This is a genomic window from Bradyrhizobium huanghuaihaiense, from assembly GCF_025200885.1.
GTDB lineage: Bacteria > Pseudomonadota > Alphaproteobacteria > Rhizobiales > Xanthobacteraceae > Bradyrhizobium > Bradyrhizobium huanghuaihaiense.
Genome location: NZ_CP104172.1, coordinates 5,168,517 through 5,191,061, shown reverse-complemented (window position 1 = coordinate 5,191,061; position 22,545 = coordinate 5,168,517). Strand labels below are relative to the sequence as shown.

At 63.6% G+C, this 22,545-nt stretch carries 17 protein-coding genes and 2 pseudogenes; 8 read left to right on the top strand and 11 right to left on the bottom strand.

Annotated features, from left to right (window positions below; all coding sequences use genetic code 11):
- Nucleotides 1-120: 120 nt before the first annotated feature.
- Nucleotides 121-1,524, bottom strand: a complete 1,404-nt coding sequence (locus tag N2603_RS24895) for a serine hydrolase domain-containing protein (RefSeq protein WP_260384224.1) — start codon at nt 1,522-1,524, stop codon at nt 121-123.
- 575 nt (nt 1,525-2,099) lie between these two features.
- Between N2603_RS24895 and N2603_RS24890 the strand changes: the two genes are divergently transcribed.
- Entirely contained in the window at nt 2,100-3,380 is a 1,281-nt protein-coding gene (locus tag N2603_RS24890) for an amidohydrolase/deacetylase family metallohydrolase (protein WP_260384223.1), read from the top strand.
- 79 nt (nt 3,381-3,459) lie between these two features.
- Here the strand turns inward: N2603_RS24890 and N2603_RS24885 are convergent, their stop codons facing one another.
- Together N2603_RS24885 and N2603_RS24880 are read right to left on the bottom strand one after the other, a co-directional pair.
- The gene (locus N2603_RS24885) at nt 3,460-4,662 is read right to left on the bottom strand and encodes a tetratricopeptide repeat protein (RefSeq protein WP_260424247.1); all 1,203 of its coding nucleotides are present in this window, start codon (nt 4,660-4,662) and stop codon (nt 3,460-3,462) included.
- Between the two features lie 147 nt (nt 4,663-4,809).
- Nucleotides 4,810-5,010 (bottom strand): annotated as a pseudogene (locus tag N2603_RS24880) (winged helix-turn-helix domain-containing protein); the annotation flags it as partial.
- A gap of 173 nt (nt 5,011-5,183) precedes the next feature.
- Between N2603_RS24880 and N2603_RS24875 the strand changes: the two are divergent.
- The 3 genes from N2603_RS24875 (at nt 5,184) to N2603_RS24865 (ending at nt 8,214) form a co-directional block, all read left to right on the top strand.
- The gene (locus N2603_RS24875) at nt 5,184-6,383 is read left to right on the top strand and encodes an ABC transporter substrate-binding protein (protein WP_260384222.1); all 1,200 of its coding nucleotides are present in this window, start codon (nt 5,184-5,186) and stop codon (nt 6,381-6,383) included.
- A gap of 19 nt (nt 6,384-6,402) precedes the next feature.
- A complete protein-coding gene (locus tag N2603_RS24870) occupies nt 6,403-7,623 on the top strand; it encodes an FAD-dependent monooxygenase (protein WP_260384221.1) in 1,221 nt (406 codons plus the stop codon).
- A 348-nt stretch (nt 7,624-7,971) separates the two neighbouring features.
- On the top strand, nt 7,972-8,214 hold the full coding sequence (locus tag N2603_RS24865) for a hypothetical protein (protein WP_260384220.1): 243 nt from the start codon (nt 7,972-7,974) through the stop codon (nt 8,212-8,214).
- A 174-nt stretch (nt 8,215-8,388) separates the two neighbouring features.
- Here the strand turns inward: N2603_RS24865 and N2603_RS24860 are convergent, their stop codons facing one another.
- Nucleotides 8,389-9,282, bottom strand: coding sequence for a LysR family transcriptional regulator (locus N2603_RS24860; protein ID WP_260384219.1), 894 nt, complete (start codon nt 9,280-9,282; stop codon nt 8,389-8,391).
- A gap of 96 nt (nt 9,283-9,378) precedes the next feature.
- On the opposite strand from N2603_RS24860, the gene N2603_RS24855 reads away from it, so the two are divergent.
- Together N2603_RS24855 and N2603_RS24850 are read left to right on the top strand one after the other, a co-directional pair.
- On the top strand, nt 9,379-9,837 hold the full coding sequence (locus N2603_RS24855) for a GlcG/HbpS family heme-binding protein (protein ID WP_260384218.1): 459 nt from the start codon (nt 9,379-9,381) through the stop codon (nt 9,835-9,837).
- A gap of 133 nt (nt 9,838-9,970) precedes the next feature.
- A complete protein-coding gene (locus tag N2603_RS24850) occupies nt 9,971-11,593 on the top strand; it encodes an ABC-F family ATP-binding cassette domain-containing protein (protein ID WP_260384217.1) in 1,623 nt (540 codons plus the stop codon).
- Between the two features lie 166 nt (nt 11,594-11,759).
- Here the strand turns inward: N2603_RS24850 and N2603_RS24845 are convergent.
- The 5 genes and pseudogenes from N2603_RS24845 to N2603_RS24825 form a co-directional block, all read right to left on the bottom strand.
- Nucleotides 11,760-12,293, bottom strand: a pseudogene (locus N2603_RS24845) (REP-associated tyrosine transposase).
- 150 nt (nt 12,294-12,443) lie between these two features.
- Nucleotides 12,444-13,853, bottom strand: coding sequence for a S8 family serine peptidase (locus N2603_RS24840; RefSeq protein ID WP_260384216.1), 1,410 nt, complete (start codon nt 13,851-13,853; stop codon nt 12,444-12,446).
- 37 nt (nt 13,854-13,890) lie between these two features.
- Nucleotides 13,891-14,634, bottom strand: coding sequence for a phosphatase PAP2 family protein (locus N2603_RS24835; protein WP_260424246.1), 744 nt, complete (start codon nt 14,632-14,634; stop codon nt 13,891-13,893).
- A 140-nt stretch (nt 14,635-14,774) separates the two neighbouring features.
- The gene (locus N2603_RS24830) at nt 14,775-16,637 is read right to left on the bottom strand and encodes an adenylate/guanylate cyclase domain-containing protein (protein ID WP_260384215.1); all 1,863 of its coding nucleotides are present in this window, start codon (nt 16,635-16,637) and stop codon (nt 14,775-14,777) included.
- A gap of 444 nt (nt 16,638-17,081) precedes the next feature.
- Nucleotides 17,082-19,289 (bottom strand): alkaline phosphatase family protein, encoded by a 2,208-nt coding sequence (locus tag N2603_RS24825; RefSeq protein WP_260384214.1) that lies wholly within the window; start codon nt 19,287-19,289, stop codon nt 17,082-17,084.
- A 255-nt stretch (nt 19,290-19,544) separates the two neighbouring features.
- Between N2603_RS24825 and N2603_RS24820 the strand changes: the two genes are divergently transcribed.
- Entirely contained in the window at nt 19,545-20,420 is an 876-nt protein-coding gene (locus N2603_RS24820; RefSeq protein ID WP_260384213.1) for an MBL fold metallo-hydrolase, read from the top strand.
- Nucleotides 20,421-20,477: 57 nt separating this feature from the next.
- Here the strand turns inward: N2603_RS24820 and N2603_RS24815 are convergent, their stop codons facing one another.
- Nucleotides 20,478-20,726 (bottom strand): hypothetical protein, encoded by a 249-nt coding sequence (locus N2603_RS24815; RefSeq protein WP_018644704.1) that lies wholly within the window; start codon nt 20,724-20,726, stop codon nt 20,478-20,480.
- Nucleotides 20,727-20,969: 243 nt separating this feature from the next.
- Here N2603_RS24815 and N2603_RS24810 point away from each other — a divergent pair, with 243 nt between their 5' ends.
- Complete coding sequence (locus tag N2603_RS24810) at nt 20,970-21,428, top strand: cupin domain-containing protein (RefSeq protein WP_260384212.1); 459 nt, start codon at nt 20,970-20,972, stop codon at nt 21,426-21,428.
- Nucleotides 21,429-21,576: 148 nt separating this feature from the next.
- Here the strand turns inward: N2603_RS24810 and N2603_RS24805 are convergent, their stop codons facing one another.
- Nucleotides 21,577-22,539, bottom strand: coding sequence for an alpha/beta hydrolase (locus N2603_RS24805; RefSeq protein ID WP_260384211.1), 963 nt, complete (start codon nt 22,537-22,539; stop codon nt 21,577-21,579).
- Nucleotides 22,540-22,545: the final 6 nt, after the last annotated feature.

The window sequence follows — 22,545 nt, the reverse complement described above, 5'->3', positions numbered from 1 at the left end:
GGCCTATGTCGGCAAGTGACCCCATAGCTGACCTTCCGTGACGTCCGCCGATCCGTCGGCTTGTGGACCCATCCCGGACATTCGATCAGCATCCGAAGCTACACAGAACAACAATGGGTCTTAGTTGGTGCGCTTGAACAGCTCGGTCTTGTTACCAGTGACGACCGTCAGTTCGGACGGTCTTGCGGTATCGTCGCCGGCAAATCGCAGTCGCAAGTTAAGTGCTCTTGCGACAAAGTCCCCGGCGACCGCAGGATACACCGCAAGCGCCCGTTGATCCGCAAACTCGATGAGAAGGCGGTTGCTCTGCTGCGCCACCCCTATCTTGCGGTTGACGCTCTCATAGGTTCCGGCATACGCGACGTCAGGTACGACCTCGCTGATCTCCGGAATATCTTGGAGCACTGGCCAGCCATACTCACGTCCTACCGCAGAAATGATCTCGCCCCGCAGCATAGAGCCCTGATTGGAGTTCAGCATCACAACAGCGCCTTTGCCAATTGCCGGCAGCATCAGCATTGTGGCCACGTACCCATGATCCCAGCCGTGGTGGAAGAACCGAAAATTCTGGTCTTTACCCGCGCAAAACCAGCCAAGCCCCACGAATTCCTGTCCGATCTCCTGGGCCGGCAGCTGAGGCCGAAGCATGCTGCTCACCGTCTCGGGCGCGAGGCCAAGCTTGGAGACATCGCCCCGTAACGACCGCATCATCTCAACGCCGAGCGCAGTAAGATCGGCGGCCGTGGTCCAGAGTCCCGCGGCTGCCATTTCCGGATAAACATGATGGCCACCTTCTATCTCGGTGCCGTTCAAGGGGTGACCTCTGGCAGCTCGTTTGGCGAAAGCGGACGGCGGAGGCTGTTCGAAGCTGCTATCCGTCAATCCAACCGGCTCCAGGATGAGGTTCCGCATTAGCTCGGGAAACGGCGTTCCCGTCACGTCGACGACAAGTTGCTGAGCAATCGTCGTCCCGCCACCTGAGTAGTGGTGCTGCGTACCCGGGAGAATATCAACCACGACCGGCTGAGTGTTTGCTGGAGGGACGCCGTGCAAGACTTGAGGTGCCGTGGGCCACGGCCCTGAAGCCGGATAACCGGGAAATCCGTGTATGGTGGTGCCTGCAGTGTGGCTCAACAGCTGCCGCAGCGTGATGCGCGGTTGCCATCCGTCTCTTCCGGGTAGCTGCCACGATTTGAGATAGTCGTTGACGTCGGTATCGAGATCGATGATTCCGATTTCGACGAGCTTCATCACGGCGAGGGCAAACACCGGCTTGCTGATCGAGCCGGACTGGAAAGGCGTATTCGCCGTTGCCGGCTCAGCCCCCGCGGCAAGCGTGCCGAAGGCGCGAGTCCACGCCAGCTCGAAGTTGTCAATCACACCCACGCTCAGCGCCGGTGTGCAGGTTTGGGCCATCCTTTGATGAACGGAAGCGGGCAAGCCATACTGGCCCGGAATAGTGGTCTCCTCGCGCAAATCCGAGACCACTCGACGGATCTGTTCTTCCAGGTCTGAGGTTGACATAGGGCTCGGTTTCCCAACATGGTCGCAAGTTGTTGCAACCATCAATTGCAACCGCGAACTCACGGTAGTCAAGTGCACTTTGGGCTCTAATGGCAACGACCAACGATCCAGAGCGCGGACCGTCACCCTATTACTCTATCGTTATCGATAGGCCTTAAGGTCCGCTTTTGGCCCTGAGCCGAACCGAGCTGCACCATGCTGTGACGTCGGCTCTCGGCCGTAAACCGGACGCAAGATCGCGCTTGCGTCGCCTGTCGCTTATGACCGGCGGCGAAGATCACGGCGGTTTCCGGCCCGTCGGCAGTCGACCATCCGCGCTGGCGGGAAGATGCCCAATCGACACACATGGCCCAAACGGCCCATGCGTTCGCTTAGTCGACGGTTGTCTCAGAAGGTTCATGCAATCCTGAAATATTTCGCGGCTCCTCAGCGCTCGTGTGCAGTCATAGGATTGGATCACCCGAGCAAACGGGCATCATTGACAACGCGCTCGCTTTGAACGCGTACGTCGGCGCCCGGGGGATCTGCTCGTCAAAGCCGGCCGCGTCCGCGAATAAAAAGCAAAGGGGGGTATCATGTCCGCGTTGTCACGCCGCGATTTCCTTGCACTTTCGACATCAGCCGCAGCTATCTGCCTCACAGCGCCTGCGCGCGCCACGATGGGACCGAACGACAAGTACGATCTGGTGATCCGCGGGGGAGAGGTCCTCGACCCCAGCCAGTCGCTGCGCGCCAGACGCGATATCGGCATCCGTTGGGGCGTGATCGAAACCGTCCAGGAGACGATCCCCGCCGAGCGCGCCCTGAAGAGCATCGATGCGTCGGGCAAGCTCGTGATGCCCGGCCTCATCGATCTGCATTGTCACGTCTATCCCTACGGCTCGGCGATCGGTATTCCCGCCGACGAGCTGGTGCAATTCCAGGGCACGACGACCGTCGTGTCGGCAGGCGACGGCGGGGTCAACAATCTGGCGGCGCTGCGCCGTTTCATCGTGGCCCAGACGCGGGCGCGGATGTACGCCTTCGTCCACATCGCGAACAACGGCCTTTCGGCGTTCCCCGTCGCCGAGCTCTACAATATCGACTCCGCGCAAACCGAGGCCTGCGCCATGGCTCTCGCCGAGAATTCGGACTTCCTCCTCGGGGTCAAAGTGCGGATGTCGGAGAACGTGATCTTCAAGCACGGGCTCGAGCCGCTCAAGCGCGGGATCCAGGCGTGCGAGATGTGCGGCTGGCCGGCGAAGATGATGGTGCATATCGGAGGCGTCGAGTCCAAGGAGCTGATGTCGCAGATCCTCGACTTGCTTCGCCCTGGCGACGTGCTGACGCATGCCTATTCGGGCGCCCCGAACATGTCCAACGTCTTCACGAATATCGTCCAGGAGGGCAAGTTGCTGCCTGCGGCCCTGGCGGCCAAACAGCGTGGCGTCATGTTCGACGTTGGCCATGGCGGCGGCAGCTTCGATTTCACCGTGGCGGAAGTGGCGATCCCCGGTGGATGCGCTCCAGACACCATTTCCTCCGACATCCACGTCTTCTCCGGCAATTCGCCGGGGATTCCCTTCCTGCCCAACGTGATGAGCAAGTTCATGACGCTTGGTTTCACGCTGGAGCAGGTGGTGGCAATGGCCACGACGGCGCCGGCGAAAATCATCAGCCGCGCCCCGAAAATCGGCACGCTGCAGGTCGGTGCGCCCGCCGACGTCGCCATCATGGAACTGGTGGAGGGACCGGTCAGCTTCGTCGACACCCGCAACAACAAGAGGGACGGGAAGGCCCAGCTCAAGCCGATCCAGACCGTCATCAACGGCGTGCCCTTCGGCCGGCCCTATCAGGCGCCGTTCGCTGTGAGGTAGCGAGCCGGCAGGCGCTCAGCGACCCCAAAGCGGACGTTGGGGCCGCCCCGGGGCTGCCGATCCTCTCGCGCGCTTCGCGTCAGCCCTCCGGCACGCCGGCGAGGCGCAAGCCCTCGAAGTAGCGCTGGCGCCGGGTGAGATACACCGGATTGTCGCCTTTGGCGTTGATGCGGTAGCGGCGGATCGTGAAGCCGGGATCGAGGGCAAGTCCCGCGTCGGCGATCGATCGCGCCTCCTTCAAATCCCCCACCAGCGCAAGGGCGGTCGCGAAGTGAAAATGCGAGAGCGCGTGATTGCGGTTGAGTTCGAGGCTGCGGCGAAACCAGCCGATGGCTTCATGGTCTTGCTTGATGCCCAGCTTGGCCAGCCCGACAAACATGTACCACAGAAAGGCGCGCGTATCGCGGGGGGACAGCCGGAGTGCCTCCTGAATGTGACCCTCGACTTCCTCGCTACGGCCGGACTGATATTTGCCGAGGCCGATGAAGCCGTGGGCATCGGCCAGATTGCGATCAAGCGCCAGTGACCTGCGGCATTGGGCGATGCCATTTTCGATGCGGCTCGTCTGAATCTGCACAGCGCCGAGCAACATGTGGGCTCTGGGATGATTGGGGGCATGCAGCAACGCGCCATTCAAAGCCGTCTCCGCGGCTTGAAAATGTGTGTTGACGTCGTCGGCCATGAACGCCGATCCCACGGACACCTCGACCTGAGCTGCCGCGACCGCGGCTTCGATGTTGCCGGGATCGAGCGCCAGGGATCGCGCGAAGAAATCCCTGGCCTGCGTCAGGAGCGCGCGAGTGACGCCTCTGTTTTGGAGCGCTCGGCCCTGGAAATACAGATCCATCGCGTCCGGGCGGGGCGATCGTGCCGCGCGTCGCGCTTCGGCGGCGATGAGCTCGGCATTCAAGGTGTTGGCGAGGTGCGACACGATTTCGTCCTGCATGTCCAGCAGTTCGGCCGCGGGCTTGTCGAAGCGGTCTGCCCAGACATGGCTTCCAGTCTCGGTGTCGGTCAGGTGCGCATTCAGGCGAAAGCGGTTGCCGCCGCGTTGCACCGAGCCTTCCAGCACGTAGCGCACGTTGAGATCGCGGCCGATCTGCCTGGCGTCGACGGCTTTTCCCTTGAAGGTGAACGCGGTGTTGCGGCCGATCACGAACGAGCCGGCGATGCGCGACAAATCCGTCGTCAGGCTTTCCGTGACGCCATCGACGAAATAGTCCTGCGCGGGATCGCCGCCGATGTTGGCGAATGGCAGCACGACGATGGACAAATGCGGCATCGCAGCCGCCGGCAGCTCTGCGGTATCGGATGACCGCGGCGTGTTGCCGGAAACGACGGTGGCATCGATCGGCCTTTCATCGACGACCAGCATGTAGCCTCGGCGAGGCAGTGTCTTCAGGGCCAAGCGGCCTGCATCTCCCAAAGCGCGCCTAACGTCGCCGATTGCCTGGACGAGAGAATCCTCCGTGACCTCGCAGTCCGACCAGACCTCATCCATGATCTCGTCCTTGCTGATCAATTGCCCTGGTCGTGTCGCAAGCAGTCGCAGCACGGCCCAGGCGCGCGGGCGCAAGGGGACGATGTCGCCGTGTCCGTCGCGCAAGGTTTCACGAGCCAGATCCACCATCCGGTCGCCGACGAGGATCGGGGACTGCGATGATTTCAAAGAACCCCTCGTGGAACTTGCTTTCGGAAAATTTCGGCGGAGTTTCGGGACGCTGGGACGATTGTACAGCATTATCTTACAGCCCGGGATGGCAAAACGGCGCCGTCAGGGCCGCCAGCACGAGGTAAGCCTCCATGATCCGGCCTCTGATCTTTGCTGCGTTAAGCCTTTCGATCGTCGGCCTTTCACCCGTCGCTGCGGCTGGCAAGAAATACGGTCCCGGCGTCACCGATACCGAAATCAAGATCGGCCAGACGGTTCCCTATAGCGGGCCGATCTCGTCGCTGAGCCGCTTCGGTCGGATTGAAGCGGCCTATCTCAGCATGATCAACGCGTCGGGCGGCATCAACGGCCGCAAGGTGACGCTCGTTTCGCTCGACGACGCCTTTTCGCCGACCAAGACGGTGCAGCAGACGCGAAAGCTCGTCGAGGACGACAATGTGCTCGCGATCGTTGGATCGGTCGGCACGCCGACCAACCTTGCGGTGACGAAATATCTCAACAGCAAGCAGGTCCCGCAGATCCTGCTGCTGGCCAGCACCTCGAAGCTCGACGACCCCGAGAACCTGCCATGGACGACCACGTTCATGATGCCGCAACCGGCCGAGACCAGGATCTACGCCGAGTATCTGCTGAAGACCAAGCCTGACGCGAAGGTCGCCGTGATCTTTCAGAACGACGATCTCGGGAAGGGCAATTTGGCCGGGTTCAAGGCCGCTCTGGGTTCGCGCGCTTCGAGCATGGTGGTCGCCGAGGCCGCGTACGACATCATGGAGCCGACGGTCGATTCACAGATCGTGGCGCTCAAAGCCTCCGGTGCCGATACCCTGTTTCACGCCTCCAATCCACGCTTCGCCGCGCAAGCGATCCGCAAGGCGCATGAGCTCAACTGGAAGGTCCAGCACGTGCTGCTGTCCGGCGTCAGCAGCATTTCGGCGGTCCTGCGTCCGGCCGGACTTGCCGCATCGACGGGTGCGGTCAGCGCGTTCTGGCTGAAGACATCAGAGGATCCCATGTGGGATGAGGATGCCGGCATGCGAGAGTTTCGGGCCTTCATGAAGCAGTGGGCACCGAACGACGACATCGAGGAATCGATCTTCCCGTATGCGACCGCTCAAATGATCGTCGAGGTCCTGAAGAAGTGCGGCGACGACCTGTCGCGGGACAATCTCATCAGGCAGGCCACCAACATCGAAGGGCTGCAACTGCCGACATTTCTGCCCGGCCTGACCATCAACGTCACCCCGTCGAGCCGGATCGGCTGGAGAAAGGCCAGGATGGCGCGTTTCAACGGTACGCGATGGGTGCTGCTCGATGATGTCGTCGGCAACTGACCACAGATCGAATCCTGAAATGACACTGTTCGACGGGGATCCGGCCATGACCGGCCGGCTGAATGTCGCGATTGTCGGCGCGGGGATCGGCGGATTGTCTGCGGCGCTGGCGCTGTGCGCGCGGGGCCTGAACGTCGCCGTCTTCGAGGGAGCAGAATCGCCGCGTGAGGCCGGGGCAGGACTCTCCATCCCTCCGAATGCGCTGATGCTGCTCAAACGTACCTCGCTTTGCGCGGCGATCGAGCAGATCATCACTCGGAGCCAGGGGCTGACGCTGCGAACGTCTCAGGGACAGCCCGTTTCGAGACCGGGTGCGCCCATGGCGCTGAGCTACCAGATTCACCGCGTCGAGCTGCTCGAGATGCTGCTGGGTGTGGTGAAAGGACCGGTCCGGTTCGGACATCGCTGCGTGGCCGTCGCTGACACGGAGCACGGAGCGCGATTGACCTTTGCCAACGGCGTGGTCTGCGATGCGGACGTGGTCATCGGTGCGGACGGCATCCATTCGGTGGTCCAGCGGCAGATCGGCCTGTCGGCGCGACCGACCAGCGAAGGCATCGTGGCGTATCGCGGCCTGGTGCCGGCAGAAAGGCTCGCATGGGGCGCGGAGCTGCGGGGCCTCAACATGTGGATGGGGGATGGTCGCAGCTTCATCTGTTTTCCGGTGTCGCAGGGGCGATTGATCAACATCGTCGCGTTCGTCCCGAGCATGCGTGACATGGAGGAGACCTGGTTCGCACCGGGAGATGTCAGAGCGCTTGCGCGCGAGTACGAGGGGTGGGATGCGCCGGTCGAGGCCCTGATCGCGGCGCTCGATCACAGCTTCCGCTGGGGCATCTACGATCGGCCGCCATTGCCGTATTGGTCGCGCGGGCATGTCACACTTCTCGGTGACGCCGCCCATCCGATGGTGCCGCATTTCGGCCAAGGCGCGGGACAAGCCATCGAGGACGGCTTCGCGCTTGCCGTCCTGCTGGAGCACGCCGGACGCGGCGAGATCCCGGCACGTCTGAAGGCTTACCAGGACCTGAGGCTGGAGCGGACCAGCCGCGTGCAGGCAGCCTCACGCCTTGCCGGCCGGTTCTACCGATCCGCCGGCGGCGATCCCGTGGAGCAGGCGCAGAGGATGCGCGGCTGGATGTCGGCGGCCGAGTGGATCTTTCCTTACGACGCGGAGAAGGCCGCCGCGGCCGTTCTGTCGTCCGGCGAAAAGGCTCCGTCTGGTGCCGCACGGGCGTAGAACCCAGGTCCCGGCCGGGCTTCACCTCCGGGCCGGCGAGGTGATGAATGGCGCGGGTCCCGTCAGCAGCCGCGCTGCGTGAAGCCGGGGCTGATATTGCGCTCTCGGCGAGCGCGCCGCTGTTTCAGTGAACACGGCGCCGGAACGGTCCTATAATACGCGCCTTAACCTTGCGGTTGCCCGCTACCTGCCCATCGCTGGCGGAGGCCGCCGTTCGCGTATTTGCGCTCGAGTACAGCTTCGCAAGCGGACGACGCTGAACGATCCGCCCTGCGGAGGTTTTGACAGTGGACCACGGCATCACCCTTTGACTTCGGCGCGCCTCTTGCAGATTGGAGGAGAAACGCGATGGTCGAGATATCTCCGCGGCAACCACAAACGTCTCTCGTTCGTGATGCGGGGGACGACAAGGCTCCATCTGCACACCGGGCGGATGGTGAAGATCAGAACTCGTTCCTTTATGCGAATTGTGCTCTCGGTCTCTTTCCAATCGACCCGGTCGATCTTCACGATTTCGCAAAAGGGCAGCTGTTGGCTTTGGCGATTTTTGTGCCTGTTGCGATGGCGCTTTTCATTTTTCTTGCCTCGTAAGGGCTTCCGCCTGACGGCGCAGCGGCGAGTCCATTATGGAGCATTGGCAGACGTCACGCCGGCAAGTGCAGCCTGCGCCTTGCGGCTTCGCTCAAGCTGACGGGGCGCGCGTGAACGTCAATTCGCGCGATCGCGGTTGAGTACGCTGGCGCGGTCTTCGCCGGGAGACAGTCGTCATATCCGTTGGGCGGACAGCCGCGCCACGAGGAATTCGATGGCGGCACGGACCCGCCGAGGCATCGCGCCGGTTCCTCGCTTGGGCCAGACGATCTGGAGCGGGATGGGGGGCGGCTCGTGGCCGACAAGGATCTGCTCGACGATCCCCTGATCGATGAGTCTGCGGACCTGCCAAAGCGGGGCGATCCCGATGCCAAAGCCGGACGCGACGGCCGCGTTGCGTGCCGCGGCGCTTTCCGACCGAAAACGACCATGGACTTCGATACGCTGCCTGTCGCCGCCGAATGCCCATCTGTCATCGTCACCGGCTCGCAACACGCATTCATGCCGGGATAGTTCTTCTGGATGCTCGGGCCGACCATGGGCCGCGAGATAGACCGGCGAAGCGAACACGGCCCAGCTCAGTCCACCGAGGCGGCGAATCCGCAAGTTCGAGTCCGGCAGATTGCCGATGCGAACGGCGAAATCGAGCTTCTCGGCGACGAGATCGACACGCTCGTCGGACAGGACGAGTTCGAGGTCGATCTCCGGATTCCGCGTCAGGAATTGGCTCAGCACGGGAGTCACATATTCAGGGCCGAACAGGCTCGACGTGCCGACGCGGATGGTGCCGGCAAGCCGCCGGTTGCTGGCGAGCAGGTCCTCACGCGCGGCGTCGATGGTCGTGAGCGCGAGGCGGATCCGATCGGAAAATTCGAGGCCCGCTTGCGTTGGATTTAGGCGCCGCGTCGTGCGCGACACGAGCTCCACGCCAAGGTCGTCTTCGAGCCGCGCAAGCGAACGGCTCACCGATTGCAGCGATCTGCCGAGGCGCGTTGCCGCGGACGTCAGGCTTCCCTCGTCGAGGACAGCCAGAAGCACCGCGTAGTCTGCAAGCGAGGCCAACGTCATTCTTCCGAAAAGTGAGATAATATATCCATATCTCCGCATATTATCATCATAGATGTGATGTGTTGTGAATGGGCTCCCAACCACCCGGAGCTTCTCATGACGAAATCGGATTCCCGCGCAGCAAACGTCCCTCAGGCCCTGACGCCTCTCTATGGCGCGCCGATCACGCTCGACGAGGCGACGCGCGTGGCCGATGCGGCGCGTGCCGAAGCGCAACGTCATGGCTGGCCCATGGTGATCGCCGTTGCCGACAGCGGCGGCCATCTCGTCCTGCTGTATCGTCTCGATCAGGCGCAGCATGGCAGCGTGCTCGTCGCGCAGCAGAAGGCGAAGACCGCCGTCGATTTCAGGCGGCCGACCGGGGCGTTCGAATCCGCGCTGGCGGACGGCGGCCTTCACTGGCGATTGCTGGGCATGACCAACCTGACGCCTCTGGAGGGTGGCCTTCCAATCCTTCGCGACGGCAGGGTGATCGGAGCGATCGGCGTCTCGGGCATGCAGTCAACCCAGGATGCGCAGGCCGCCGCGGCAGGCGTTGGGGCCCTCGGAGCGTAATGGCTCCGGCGCGGGATCGCGGCGCGGAAGCTCTGCGCGGCTTGGGATAGCGAAATCCGTACCCCGCCGGGCTTCCCCTGGCGGCTCGTATGCCCTATGACGCTGCAACGCAAAAATCCCCCCAAAAGACCCCATGATCCGCCTCGACAACGTCAGCAAGCAAGCCGGCCACCAGATCCTGTTCATCGAAGCCTCGGCGGCCCTCAACAAGGGGGAGAAGATCGGCCTGGTCGGGCCGAACGGCGCCGGCAAGACCACGCTGTTCCGCATGATCGCCGGCGAGGAGCTGCCCGACGAGGGGCAGGTCTCGACCGATCGCGGCATCACCATCGGTTATTTCAACCAGGACGTCGGCGAGATGTCCGGCCATAGCGCCGTGGCCGAGGTCATGAATGGCGCCGGTCCCGTCAGCGAGGTCGCGGCCGAGCTGCGCGCGCTCGAGGCTGATATGGCCGATCCTGACAAGGCCGACCAGATGGACGAGATCATCGCGCGCTATGGCGAGGTGCAGCACCGGTTCGAGGAGCTGGACGGCTATGCGCTCGATGGCCGGGCGCGCGAGGCCCTGTCCGGTCTCGGCTTCAGCCAGGAGATGATGGACGGCGACGTCGGCAAGCTCTCGGGCGGCTGGAAGATGCGCGTGGCGCTGGCGCGCATTCTCCTGATGCGGCCCGACGTCATGCTGCTCGACGAACCGAGCAACCATCTCGACCTCGAAAGCTTGATCTGGCTGGAAAAATTCCTGCACGACTACGAAGGCACGCTGCTGATGACCTCGCATGACCGCGAGTTCATCAACCGCGTGATCTCCAAGGTGATCGAGATCGACAGCGGCTCGCTCACCACCTACACCGGCGATTACGAATTCTACGAGCAGCAGCGCGCGCAGAACGAGAAGCAGCAGCAGGCGCAGTTCGAACGCCAGCAGGCCATGCTCGCCAAGGAGATCAAGTTCATCGAGCGCTTCAAGGCGCGCGCCTCGCATGCCGCGCAGGTGCAGAGCCGGGTCAAGAAGCTCGACAAGATCGAGCGGGTCGAGCCGCCGCGCCGCCGCCAGAGCGTCGCCTTCGATTTCCCGCCGGCGCCGCGCTCGGGCGAGGACGTCGTGGCGCTGAAGAACGTTTACAAGGGCTATGGCGCCAAGCGCATCTATGACGGCCTCGACTTCATGATCCGCCGGCGCGAGCGCTGGTGCGTGATGGGCGTCAACGGCGCCGGCAAGTCGACGCTGCTCAAGCTGGTTGCCGGTGCGAGCGAGCCCGACCAGGGCACGGTGGCGTTAGGCGGCAGCGTCAAGATGGGCTATTTCGCCCAGCATGCGATGGACCTGCTCGACGGCGAACGCACCGTGTTCCAGTCGCTGGAAGACCAGTTTCCGACCGCGGGGCAGGGAAGCTTGCGCGCGCTCGCCGGCTGCTTCGGCTTCTCCGGCGACGACGTCGAGAAGCGCTGCCGCGTGCTCTCGGGCGGCGAGAAGGCGCGGCTGGTGATGGCCAAGATGCTGTTCGATCCGCCGAACTTCCTGGTGCTGGACGAGCCCACCAACCATCTCGACCTCGCCACCAAGGAGATGCTGATCACGGCGCTCGCAGATTTCGAGGGCACCATGCTGTTCGTCTCGCATGACCGGCATTTCCTGGCGACGCTGTCGAACCGCGTGCTGGAGCTGACGCCCGAGGGCATCCACCAGTACGGCGGCGGATACACGGAGTACGTGGCGCGCACGGGGCAGGAGGCGCCGGGGTTGCGGTCGTAGGGGTGGCTTGTAGCCCGGATGGAGCGCAGCGCAATCCGGGATTTCTCCCACGCGAGCGGTTGTGCGATGCGGATGGTCTGGCCCCGGATTACGCTTTGCTCCATCCGGGCTACGAGAGCGCCGGCGGGATTCCGTAGCCCGGAAGGAGCGCAAGCGTAATCCGGGATCACTCCCCGCGTTCGCCAAAATTGCCGGTGATCTCGCCGCTGCCGCCCCAATCGGCGGGCAGGATGCCGGCACGAATGTAGCGATGGAGCGAAGAGTAGGGCCAGTCGATCGGTGACGCGACGAGGCCGTGCTTGACGGGATTGAAATGGATTTAGTCGGCGCATCGTTCGAAATCCGCGTCGTCGCGAATGGTGTGCTCCCAAAATCGTCGCTGCCACAGGCCGAACTCGCCGCGATGATTGCGAACAACAGGCACGCTGGAAGCGACGAGCCGGTGCGTGAACAGGCTCTTGATGCGTCGCCATCGACCGGAGAAGTCCGAGTCATTTTCCGGCAGCGTCATGATGACGTGGAGATGGTCAGGCAGGATCACGATCGTGTCGATCGTGAACGGCTTTTCGATCCGGGTCGTCTTAAATGCTGCGCGCAACTGCGCGACGTTGTCCACCAACGCGGACGATCTTCGATCGTCCAGCGTCGCGGTGAAGAAGTAAGCGCCGCCGGGTACGAAATTTCGCCGATAGCGAACCACGCGAGAGTTTCCCGGATTGCGCTTCGCTTCATCCGGGCTACAACCAAATCGAGAGAGTTGCAATGAATTCGCGGGATGCGCGTCGATCGGCGCCCATCCGTTCGGGGCTTTTGATCGTTTGACGGTGGCTCGGCTGGCGATCTGCGCGCTTCAATGAATGATGCCCAGGCTTCGCCCGGCCGCCACCGGCCGGACGATGCCGTAGCCGTAATCGTAGTTGGGCACAGCGGCGCCCTGGGGGCGTGCCGTCGCCTTCAAGACCGCAATCATGGTTGCCGGATCCGTCGCCATCGGCGATTGCACGGTCCGCAGCGCGGCGATGCACCCGGATGCGACGCCGCATGATGTCGACGTTCCCGTATCAGGTTCGAAGCCGCGCGGGCCGCGCAGGACCTTCGAGCCGAGAAACTGCGTATAGGCGGTGATGTCGGGCTTCCTTTGAGGCATGCCCGCGATCGACGGTCCTTGCGAGGAATAGCAGACGCGCGCGTCCAGGATGTCGCAACCGGCGATCGTCAGCACTTCGTCATAGGCGTTGGCGCCCATGATCATGCCGTCCGTCCGCTGCAGACACACGGCATTGGGGCAGCCGTCGCCGCAATTGCCGGCGGCGAAAACCACGTCGGCCCCGAATGCCGTGAGCAACCAGATGTACAGCCTGAAGGGGTGATTGGGATTGTCGATGTAGCGCCTGGAATCACCGGGCGGAAAATCGTCGAGGCTCGGATGAAAGATGCCCCAGCTATTGTTGACCACGAGCGCGGTCTGCGGAATGGCGCCAGTGACCGCCCAGCGCCAGATCAGCATCAAGTAACCGCGCATCATTTCCGAGATCGTCGCACTGACGGTGTGCTCCCCCGCCGGCCGCCCAAGCAGCAAGGGATAGTCGAGCAGCGTCACCTTTGGGGCCACCGCGAGCATGCCGTAGGCACACATCGTTCCGTGTCCAATGCGATGGAGTCCCGGCGTCGTCGCCACGGTCGGAGGCGTCCACGAATTGCCGACATCCAGGTCCAGGTTGAGGCCGAATCGCGTCTCAAGATGTGACTTGCAGATGCCGGTATCAACGATGGCGACGGCAACACCCGCGCCGTGAAGGCCGTTGTGCTGCAGCGTCGGGGTGTTGAGATCCTGCCGAACCATCTCGGTATCGCCGGTGGCCTTGTTGGCAGGGGGTAAAGCAAGCTGGCCGCGCACATCAGGATCCAACCAGACCGGCTCGCCATTGTTGAATCCCGGCTTGGCGAGGCTCTCGGGAGAAACGTAGGCGCGGATCAGGAATTTCTTCGATTTATCGAGCGCGAGGAGCGCCGACGCATTTTTGCCCCTGTCCCTGGTCGAGACTGCAGGTCGCTGATCGGCGCCGTCCCAGAGCGGCAAGGCGCCGAACTCACCGTCGATCAAAAAGTCGGGCGCCGCGTTCCTTTGAATGTATTCGCGCATCGCGCCGACCGGACTATCGCCCTTGAGCAGGTCGTTTGCCGCCCTCACGAGCATGCCATCCTGATTGCGCTGCGCCAGCACCCGCACATAGCCGGTGTGCAATTCCCAAGGCGTCATGACTGCCTCCGCTGCCGTGGTCAGGTTGCGCGTGGTCTCACTGCCATTCTTTCTGCGCGAGTGCGAACGTGGCCGCGTAGAACGGGCAAGCGATCAGAAAGCGCCTTATGACGATCGCGGCCCTGGCGCCCGCGTCGATGTCCTCGCGATAATGCAGTCCCGCGATCACCCGGTTCATCCCGACTCGCGCGGCCAGCGCGCGCAAGGCCTCCGCGTATTGAGGGAGCAGGTCGGCCAGGCATTCGGAGGTGAGCGTGCCAATGAGCGCGTGCCCGGCCGGATAGGCCGGGTGCCCCGGGACCTGGACCGGCGGATACAGCGTCGGGCAGACTTGGCTTGGTCGCGGCTGGTACCAATAGGGTGGGGGGGCGGCACCAGCCGGGTTCGGATATTGGAGCTTGAGCTGGACCATCGCAAACTCGCCGACCCGGGCCATGATCTTCATCAGCAGGAACGTTTGCGGGTGGGACGTGGCGCTGATGTTGAGAAGCTGCAGCCATCGCAGCTGAAAATTCTGGTTCTCCTCCACGATCTCGCCGAGCGCTTCCGGCCGCTCCGCGACAGCCAGCACCAGGACCTCGTCGATCATCTTCGCAGTGACGGGGAAGGTGGGTGGCGGCAGCGCGACCGCCGCCTGCCATTGTTTGCCGCCGATGGTCTGGGCCAGAAACTCCGGCATGATCGCGATGGCGCGCAGATCCGGATCCCATTCAGAGTCTCGGAACTTGGCGTAGTAGTCCCGCGTGATGGTGATCTCGGCAAGTGGCCGATCGGCCCGCATCGCGAACACGGGCGATCCACCGCCGCCCGAGCCGCCTGACCAGTTTCCTCCGAACCAATTGCCACCAAACCAGTTGCCTCCGAACCAATTTCCCCCCATGACGGGATCCTCCTGTGGTTCGCTGCAAATGCAGCATGGTTTCAATCCGGCAAGCCTGCCTCTCGCAAATGTTCGATGAAGCGTTCCCGCAAACCAATTTTGAACGGGCATCGCTCACGATAGGCCGAAAGCTTGAATCGAGGCTGTATCTCCAGAAGCGTCCTGGTAACGCTCCGGGCCTCATCGTTCTGACCCTTCGCAATGTAGGCGGCTGCCAGAACACGCAGGTTGGCGGACAGCCGTCCGTTCAGAGCTGCGGTCTTGCGGGCCCACACGACCGCCTCGTCGTAATTGCCGTTGATGTAATGCGCTTGGCCGAGGAACATCAGGTAGAAATATGCCTGCGTATCGGCCGGTGACAGCCGCAATCCCTGTTCAGCGCGCGTGATCGCTGATTGGCCCTCCTCAAGGTAGCCGTACACGCCACTGCTAAGGGTCCAAGCCATAGCATTTCCGGGTGACGCGCTCAACGCTCTATCAAAGAGGTCGAGCGCTGAGTCGTAGTCCTTGAACAGCAGCGCCTTGGTGTGTCCGAGAACGGCGAGTGCGAAGCCGTCTGCCGGCGCACGATCGACCGCCGCCGTGGCGAGGCGCGCCGCTTCCGCCGCATCGGGGCCGCCCTCGGCGCCCCAGCCCTGCGCGACATTGTGAATGTGCCAGAGCGCTGCATAAGCATAGGGCGTAGCATAGCTCGGATCCGCAGCGATCGCGGCCTGCAACAGCTCGCCCGCCCGGCCGAAGTCGAAGAAATTCATGCGGTACATGAAGTCGATCGCCTTCATGAGCAGCTCGTAGGCATTGAGATTGTCCGAGCGTTTTTGCAGCGCGCGCTTCAGCTCTGCCTCGCGGACCTGGGGAGCGATGCTCCATACGATGCGTGTCGCAATGCGGCTCTGAAATTCGAACAGTTCGGAGACATCGCCATCATAATGATCTGCCCAGAGCAAGATCCCCGCTTCGACGTCCTGCAATTCCACGCCGATGCGAAGCCGCTTGTCGGCGCGTCGGATGCTGCCGCTCAGGACATATCGGACGCCGAGCTCCTGGCCGATCCTCTGGTTGTCGATCGGTCCGCTGCGATAGGGAGAGGTGGACATGCTTGAAATGACGAACAGCCCGCGGAGGCTCTGAAGCGCCACGACGATCTCGTCGGCCGTCCCATCGCCGAAGTAATCGTCCACAGGATTCGCTCCCTGCGTACGAAACGGCAGCACCGCGATGTAGGGCACCTTGGCCTGGCGGCTCGCCTTGCGGTGGTCGCCCGAGGGCAGTCGTTCGGCCTCAGGCAGCAGCAGAGAATAGGCGTGAACGGGGCGTGCGAGATGCTTGAGCCGGAGCACGCCCAGATCCTGGACCGGCACGTCGAGCCGGTCCTTGATCTGCTGGAACATCTCATCTGAAAGCACCACGCCGCCAGCCGGCGCCGACTGCTCGAGTCTCGCCGCGATATTGACGCCCTTTCCGAAGATGTCCTCGGATTCGACGATGGTCTGCGCAACGTTCAGACCCATTCGAAATTGAATCTTCCGATCGTATCCTTCCCGGGTCTGCGCGGCCGCGACTTCGGCTTGCAAGGCGACCGCACAGCGCGCGGCATCAAGGGAGGAATCGAACGAGGCGAGAAAGCCGTCCCCGGTATTCTTCACGATCCTGCCGCGGAAGGAGACGACGCACGGGTTGATCACGCCGAAACGAAGCGCTCGCAGGCGGATGTGTGTTGCCTCCTCCGCCACCTCGGTCAGGCGAGCGTAGCCCACGACGTCGGCGGCCAGAATTGCAAGTACGCGCCGCGATGGCGGGGCCGCCTCTGCAGCATCGATCCCCGGATGGTTCACCTTGACCACCCCGCTACCTTGCAGAACGGGGGCAGGATAGCAGACCATGACGCTATTGACAGCGCGCACCGGGCACCTCGTGCTCCAAACAACGTCAACGCCCGCTTGCGCGCGCGCCGACATTTTGCTGAATGACGCGGCCCCCAAATCATAAACAGCGAATCTCCCTTCCGGTGAGCGCCATGTCAGACGAGGCACGCCTGTCGTGTCCGCGAACTTGGGAAACTCGCTCCCCGAAGCGGGTAGTGGGCCTGATCCTGGCGGCCTTTTCAGCCCTATCTGCACAGAGCCACAATCGGTTTCAGCAACTTGACTGCAAAGCGGAAGGCCTGAGCGCTACCGTGTTGCGCAGTGGGACTTTACAGCCGAAATGGAAATTCGCTGTGAATTAAATCATAAATAAACACATAAATTCGTGCCACTGGGCCCGGCGGTTGTGTTTCGCCGATTTGCTCGCTGTCGACGGTGAGGATGGGCGCTGATCGGCGCCCATCCCGTGCGGCCGTTATTCGGCTACCGCAAAATCTCGCGCAGCAACTCGCCGTCGACCTGGTGCGGCCGGACGCCCAGGAGTTGCATGATGGTCGGCGCCACGTCGAGGTTGCGCATACGGCGGATCGTCGTGTTGTTGCGGATCTGCGGGCCGGCGGCGATGAAGGTCGCGCTCATCACCGGCAGCTTTGGATCGTGGCCGTGGGCGCCGTAGAAGTTCGGCATCGACAGCGTGGTCGTCGCCGCATTGAAGGTCGCATCGCCGAGGCGGGCGACGCCGGGGTTCTGGATGCCGTCGAAATTGTACCCCGGAGCCATCAGCGCGAACACATCGCCAAAATCCTGGCCGATGGTCTTGCTGGTGCATTGCCCGATCCCAGCCTCGCACTGGAGCGGACGGGTCTCGACCACGGTGAAGAGCCGTCCGCCCTCGAGCGAGAAGTTGAATTTCGGGTTGGGATCGACCGCGTTCTTCACGGCGTCGGTGATCTGGGTGACCAGCGCGGCGTAGGTCGCGGGGTCGACGGTGCCGCCGGACTCGCGCTGCTGCAGGTTGACGTAGATGTTGACCGCCGGACCCGAGGTGCGGATCGCCACCTTGCTGGTGTCGATGCCGGCATTCTTCAGGATGTTGGTCATGCTGACCGAGGTGTGGAACGGTGCGAAGCCGTGGTCCGACACGACGATGATGTTGCTGTCCGGCCCCGCCGCCTCAGCGATCTGCTTCACCGCCTTGTCGGCGGTCTGATAGGCGAAGCGGATGTACGATTTGTAGCGGGCGACCTTGGCGGCGTCCTGGCCGGCGCCGACCGAGCTCGGGGCCTTCGGATTGGTGCCCTGGCGGGGATCGGTGAGCAGGAACTGATGCTCGGAGCCGTCCGGCTGCTCGATATAGATCATCACCAGATCGGCGTCGGGATGGTTCTTGATCGCGCGCTCGCCGATGTCGGCCTGGTAACGCACAAAGGTCTTGACCATGTCCTCGTACATCGCCTCGATCTCGATGTCGGGGAAATCAGTGAAGCCCGGGCTGAGGCGCTCCGGAATGCGGAAGTCGGCCTGCGGGCGCCAGAACCCGATGCTGTTGTTGATGTCGTCGACGTCGGCCAGCACGGGCGTGTTGCGCGGGATGTAATTGGCGCCGTAGCGGGCAAAGCGCACCACCGACAGATCGGGCGCGAGCTGCGAGACGAAGTAGGCGGCGCCGACCCGGGCGCCGCTGCCCTCGAAGAAGAACGGCGCGTTCTCGCCGCCCAGCTTGGCATAGGCAGGTCCAGTCGCCGGCGGCTTGAACGGCCCGGCCGTGATGCCGCGCGTGGCGTCGAAGAACACGAGGGTGTCGTAGTTCAACTTGTTGTCGTTGGTGGTGTCGAGCGCCGCCACTCGGATCGCGTATTTGAGGTCCTGCGTGGCCGCGCTGGTGCAGGTCGCGGTCTGCACCGAGGCGCACGAGAACGTCTCGATCGGCGTGGGCGTTGCCAGCACTGGGCTGAACGAGAAGCGGCCGGCCGCCTGCAACGCCGCGGCCACCGCCGGATCGGGCGCGAAGTTCGTCTGCGTCAGCGAAAAGCCCTGGGCGCCGAGCCCGCCGAACGCGCCGAACGGCACGGTGTAGTCGGTGACGCGGATCGGCTGGGCCGGCTGCACCACGGTGCCGTTGATCGAGATGTCGGCGCCGTCGCCGCCCGGCCACGTCGCGGTGACCACTTTCTTGCCCTGCTGACGCAGCTGCACCCATAGCGGCAGCGCCGACGGCCGCGGCGAGGGCCCAAGCGGGCTCTCGCGATAGCCGCCGATCGGCGCCGCAAAGCCGCTGAGGCTCGATGTGATCGGGCCGACGATCGCCTGGAAGGTGTTGGAGGGAATGTCGTTGTGAACGGCGGTCGAGCCGGTGGCGATCTCGATATGGGAAACCGCGGTGAGTGACGGCGAGGCCGTGATGTTCTGCAACGCCACCGCGCCATGGCGGCTCAGCCGCGCCAGTCCGCCATCGCGCGGCAGCACGCCTTCGTCGATGAACTGCCGGATGAAGTCGGGTTTTGCGCCGTCGAGCGAGATGAGGATCACTGGCGATCTGCGGCCGTGGTGATGGCCCCGATCATGGTCGCGATCGCGGACATTGTCGAAACCGCGGCCGCTGTCATCCTGATCGGCGTGTGCCGTCGCTGCAACGCCTGTCAGTGTTGCGGCGAGCGATAACGAAGAGATCAGGGAGAAGAGCTTTTTCACGTGAATGCCCCGTGCTTTTTGTTGCGCAACCTGTGCGCGATCAATCTCGAATGACGCAGAGATTATCGAGCGGGGCCGACGACGCGCGTGTGACGCCCAGGCGACGCATCTGCGTCGCTGTGTGAATGCTGTCGCAAGACTCCAAGCGGAGCTCTGTCGCGCGAGCTATGGGAACTCGTCAACGCAAGTACACGCCCGTGTGTGTTGAACGCTGCGAACTCGTTCGCTACGCTAGAGAAAATCAGGGGAGGGCGCGTGAAGCAGCTCAGGATCGGGGACATCACGATCGACGCGGTGATCGAGCGGGAGGGCCCCTGGCGGCGGCCGCAAGATTTTTTTCCGGCTTATGACGAGGGCGTGTTCAGGCGTCATCTGCCGACGATGGAGCCGGAGGTGTTCGATGTCACGCGCGGCATGATGGTCATCACCTACCAGACCTTCGTCGTGCGCACGCCGCGCTACACCATCCTGGTCGACACCTGCACAGGCGAGGACAAGGGCCATCCGCCGCCGTTCGATTTTCCCGGCAAGGAGCGCTGGCGCAACGAATTGTTCGCGCTCGGCATCGGCTTCGAGCAGATCGATTATGTGTTCTGCACGCATCTGCACATCGACCACACCGGCTGGAACACGACCTTGCGCGACGGCCGCTGGGTGCCGACGTTCCCGAACGCCAAATACGTCTTTCACAAGGGGGAGTACGCGGCCTGGGAGGCCGAGCACGCCAAGGGCAACAATCCGCCCGGCACGGTCTTCCGTGATAATTGCCTGCCGATCGTCGAAGCCGGGCAGGCATTGCTGGTGGATGACGATTACGCGCTGGATGATACGGTCACACTGACGCCGACGCCGGGGCATTCGCCCTGCCATTGCTGCGTGAATATCTTTTCGAAGGGCCAGCGCGCGGTGGTCGCCGGCGATCTCATGCATCACCAGATCCAGTGCCGCGAGCCGGACTGGTCGGCAATGCCGGATTGGGATCCGAAGCAGTCGGCGCTCTCACGGCGAAAGTTTTTTGCGTCGGTTGCGGACATCGACACGCTGATCCTGCCGATCCATTTTCCGGCGCCGACGGTGGGATGGATCAGGCCGCTGGATGGGGCATTCGATTATCGGTTCAGGCGGGAGTGACGCTCTTCACCTCGCCCCGCTTGCGGGGCGAGGGAGTTCAGCTTCGTCGTGGCGCCCTTACGCGCCGACTTCGCACTTCTTCATGAAGCTGTTCTTGGCGGCGCCGGCGAGCGGCTTGCCGTCGGCGCTGACGGCCTTGGGCGCGCAGGCGTCGGCCTTGCACTTCTTCAGGAACGAGGTCTTGGCGGCGCCGGCCAGCGGCTTGCCGTCCTTGCCGACCGCCTTGCTCTCGCAGGTGTCCTCCGCGAAGGCCGAGCCCGCTGCAAAGGTGGCAACGATCGCAGCCAGCAAAATCCGCTTCATCATGGGTGTCTCCTAAACCAGAAATGGCGCTGAGGATTGGAGCCGGGAATCGTGGCGCAATCAAGCAGGATCGGCGTTGCCGGGTCGTGGTGTGCGGATATTTTCTGCGTGCGATGAATGAGTCTCGCCCTCGCGCACGGCGGGGTCGCTTTTGGGATTTTGGCCAGCTGCTTGCTGCACTGCGCGCTGACCGCGCGGTGCGAACCTGCTAGGCTCATGCCATTGCAGCAGGAACGGAGCGTTGCCATGGACGCCGTGACGAGCCCGCAGACCGCCGACCGGCATTCCCATCTGGTTCAACCTCAGGCCATGGAATGGCAGAAGACGCGCTTTCCCGGCTGCGAGGCCAAGACCTTGCTGTTCGATCGCGACACCGGCCTGATGACCGCCATGATGCGCTTCGCGCCGGGATCGGTGCTGCCCGATCACGAGCATGTCGGCATCGAGCAGAGCTACGTGATCGAGGGCGCGCTTGTCGACAAGGAGGGGCCCGCCCAGGGCATCGCCTGCAAGGCCGGCGAATTCATTTGGCGCGAGGCGGGCAGCCGGCACGCCGCCTGGTGCCCAGACGGGGCGCTGATCCTTGCGATCTTCCAGGTGCCCAACAAGTTCTTCGAGGCCGATGGCCGCGTGGTCGACGCCTCCGGCCAGGATTGGGACGAGGCCTGGGGGCACACGGCGGCGCAGCGGGCGCGGAGCGTCTAGCGAGCCTCGTAGCCCGGATGGAGCTTTCGGGCGCCGGCCCGATAGTAGCGCAATCCGGGGCCAGGCCAACCGCACGCTCGACCGCCCGTGGGGCCAGAAACCCGGATTGCGCTTCGCTCCATCCGGGCTACGAACTTCGTCGCATCCGCTATTCCCCGCGCGCGAGCAGCGCCTTGAAATCGGCCCGCGCGCGCTGCGCTTCGGCCCGCGCGACGTCCGAAGCGTCGCCCATGCCGAAATAGCCATGGATCAGGCCGGGGCCTTCATGGTGCTTGACGCGCACGCCGGCGGCCTCGAGCGCCCGGGCATAGGCTGTGCCCTCATCGCGCAGGGGATCGAACCAGGCGGTGGTGACGATCGCGGGCGCAAGGCCTGCGAGGGATGGCGCGCGCAACGGCGAAACGCGCCAGTCGCTCGCCTGAGCGGGATCGGCGAGATAATGGCCGCAGAACCATTCCATCGTGGCGCGCGTCAGGAAGTAGCCTTCGGCATTCTCGGCACGTGAGGGAAAGCGCGCGTTCTCGCCCGCATCGGCGTAGCTGCCTGCGACGTCGGTCACGGGATAGACCAGCAATTGCGCGGCGAGCTTGATGCCGGCATCGCGGCAGGCGATCGCCGTTGTCGCCGCGAGATTGCCGCCGGCGCTGTCGCCGGCAACACCGAAGCGTTTTGCGTCGCCGCCAAATTCCGCGACACGGCTAAATACGTCGCGCACCGCGGCAAAGGCATCTTCGAAGGCGCCGGGAAAGCGCGTCTCCGGCGGACGGCGATAATCGACGGAGACGACGACCGCGCCGGTCTCGATCGCGAGATTGCGCGCTTGCCGGTCATGGGTTTCGAGATCGCCCGCGACCCAGCCGCCGCCGTGGAAGAACACCACGGTCGGTGCCGGCGCCGTGCCGACCCGGTAGACACGTGCATCGAGCGGGCCGGCGCCGCCGTTCACCTTGATATCCTGCACACGATCGACCGGCGGCGGCGGGATTGCGGCGCGCGAAGCAGCCAGTGCGCGCAAGGAATCGCGGGCGCTCTGTGGCGTCATGACCGCGGGATCGCGCATCGGCATGAGCGGAATGATCTGGGCGATGACGGGATCGAGCGGCGTGGGCATGAGGTC

Excerpts from the sequence above, each read along its gene's own strand:
- N2603_RS24860 (WP_260384219.1), bottom strand. The coding sequence starts at position 9,282 with ATGACGTTGGCCTCGCTTGCAGACTACGCGGTGCTTCTGGCTGTCCTC.
- N2603_RS24855 (WP_260384218.1), top strand. The coding sequence starts at position 9,379 with ATGACGAAATCGGATTCCCGCGCAGCAAACGTCCCTCAGGCCCTGACG.
- N2603_RS24815 (WP_018644704.1), bottom strand. The coding sequence starts at position 20,726 with ATGATGAAGCGGATTTTGCTGGCTGCGATCGTTGCCACCTTTGCAGCG.
- N2603_RS24870 (WP_260384221.1), top strand. The coding sequence starts at position 6,403 with ATGACACTGTTCGACGGGGATCCGGCCATGACCGGCCGGCTGAATGTC.
- N2603_RS24875 (WP_260384222.1), top strand. The coding sequence starts at position 5,184 with ATGATCCGGCCTCTGATCTTTGCTGCGTTAAGCCTTTCGATCGTCGGC.
- N2603_RS24885 (WP_260424247.1), bottom strand. The coding sequence starts at position 4,662 with ATGCCGCATTTGTCCATCGTCGTGCTGCCATTCGCCAACATCGGCGGC.
- N2603_RS24850 (WP_260384217.1), top strand. The coding sequence starts at position 9,971 with ATGATCCGCCTCGACAACGTCAGCAAGCAAGCCGGCCACCAGATCCTG.
- N2603_RS24890 (WP_260384223.1), top strand. The coding sequence starts at position 2,100 with ATGTCCGCGTTGTCACGCCGCGATTTCCTTGCACTTTCGACATCAGCC.
- N2603_RS24805 (WP_260384211.1), bottom strand. The coding sequence starts at position 22,539 with ATGCCCACGCCGCTCGATCCCGTCATCGCCCAGATCATTCCGCTCATG.
- N2603_RS24895 (WP_260384224.1), bottom strand. The coding sequence starts at position 1,524 with ATGTCAACCTCAGACCTGGAAGAACAGATCCGTCGAGTGGTCTCGGAT.
- N2603_RS24810 (WP_260384212.1), top strand. The coding sequence starts at position 20,970 with ATGGACGCCGTGACGAGCCCGCAGACCGCCGACCGGCATTCCCATCTG.
- N2603_RS24840 (WP_260384216.1), bottom strand. The coding sequence starts at position 13,853 with ATGACGCCTTGGGAATTGCACACCGGCTATGTGCGGGTGCTGGCGCAG.
- N2603_RS24865 (WP_260384220.1), top strand. The coding sequence starts at position 7,972 with ATGGTCGAGATATCTCCGCGGCAACCACAAACGTCTCTCGTTCGTGAT.
- N2603_RS24835 (WP_260424246.1), bottom strand. The coding sequence starts at position 14,634 with ATGCGGGCCGATCGGCCACTTGCCGAGATCACCATCACGCGGGACTAC.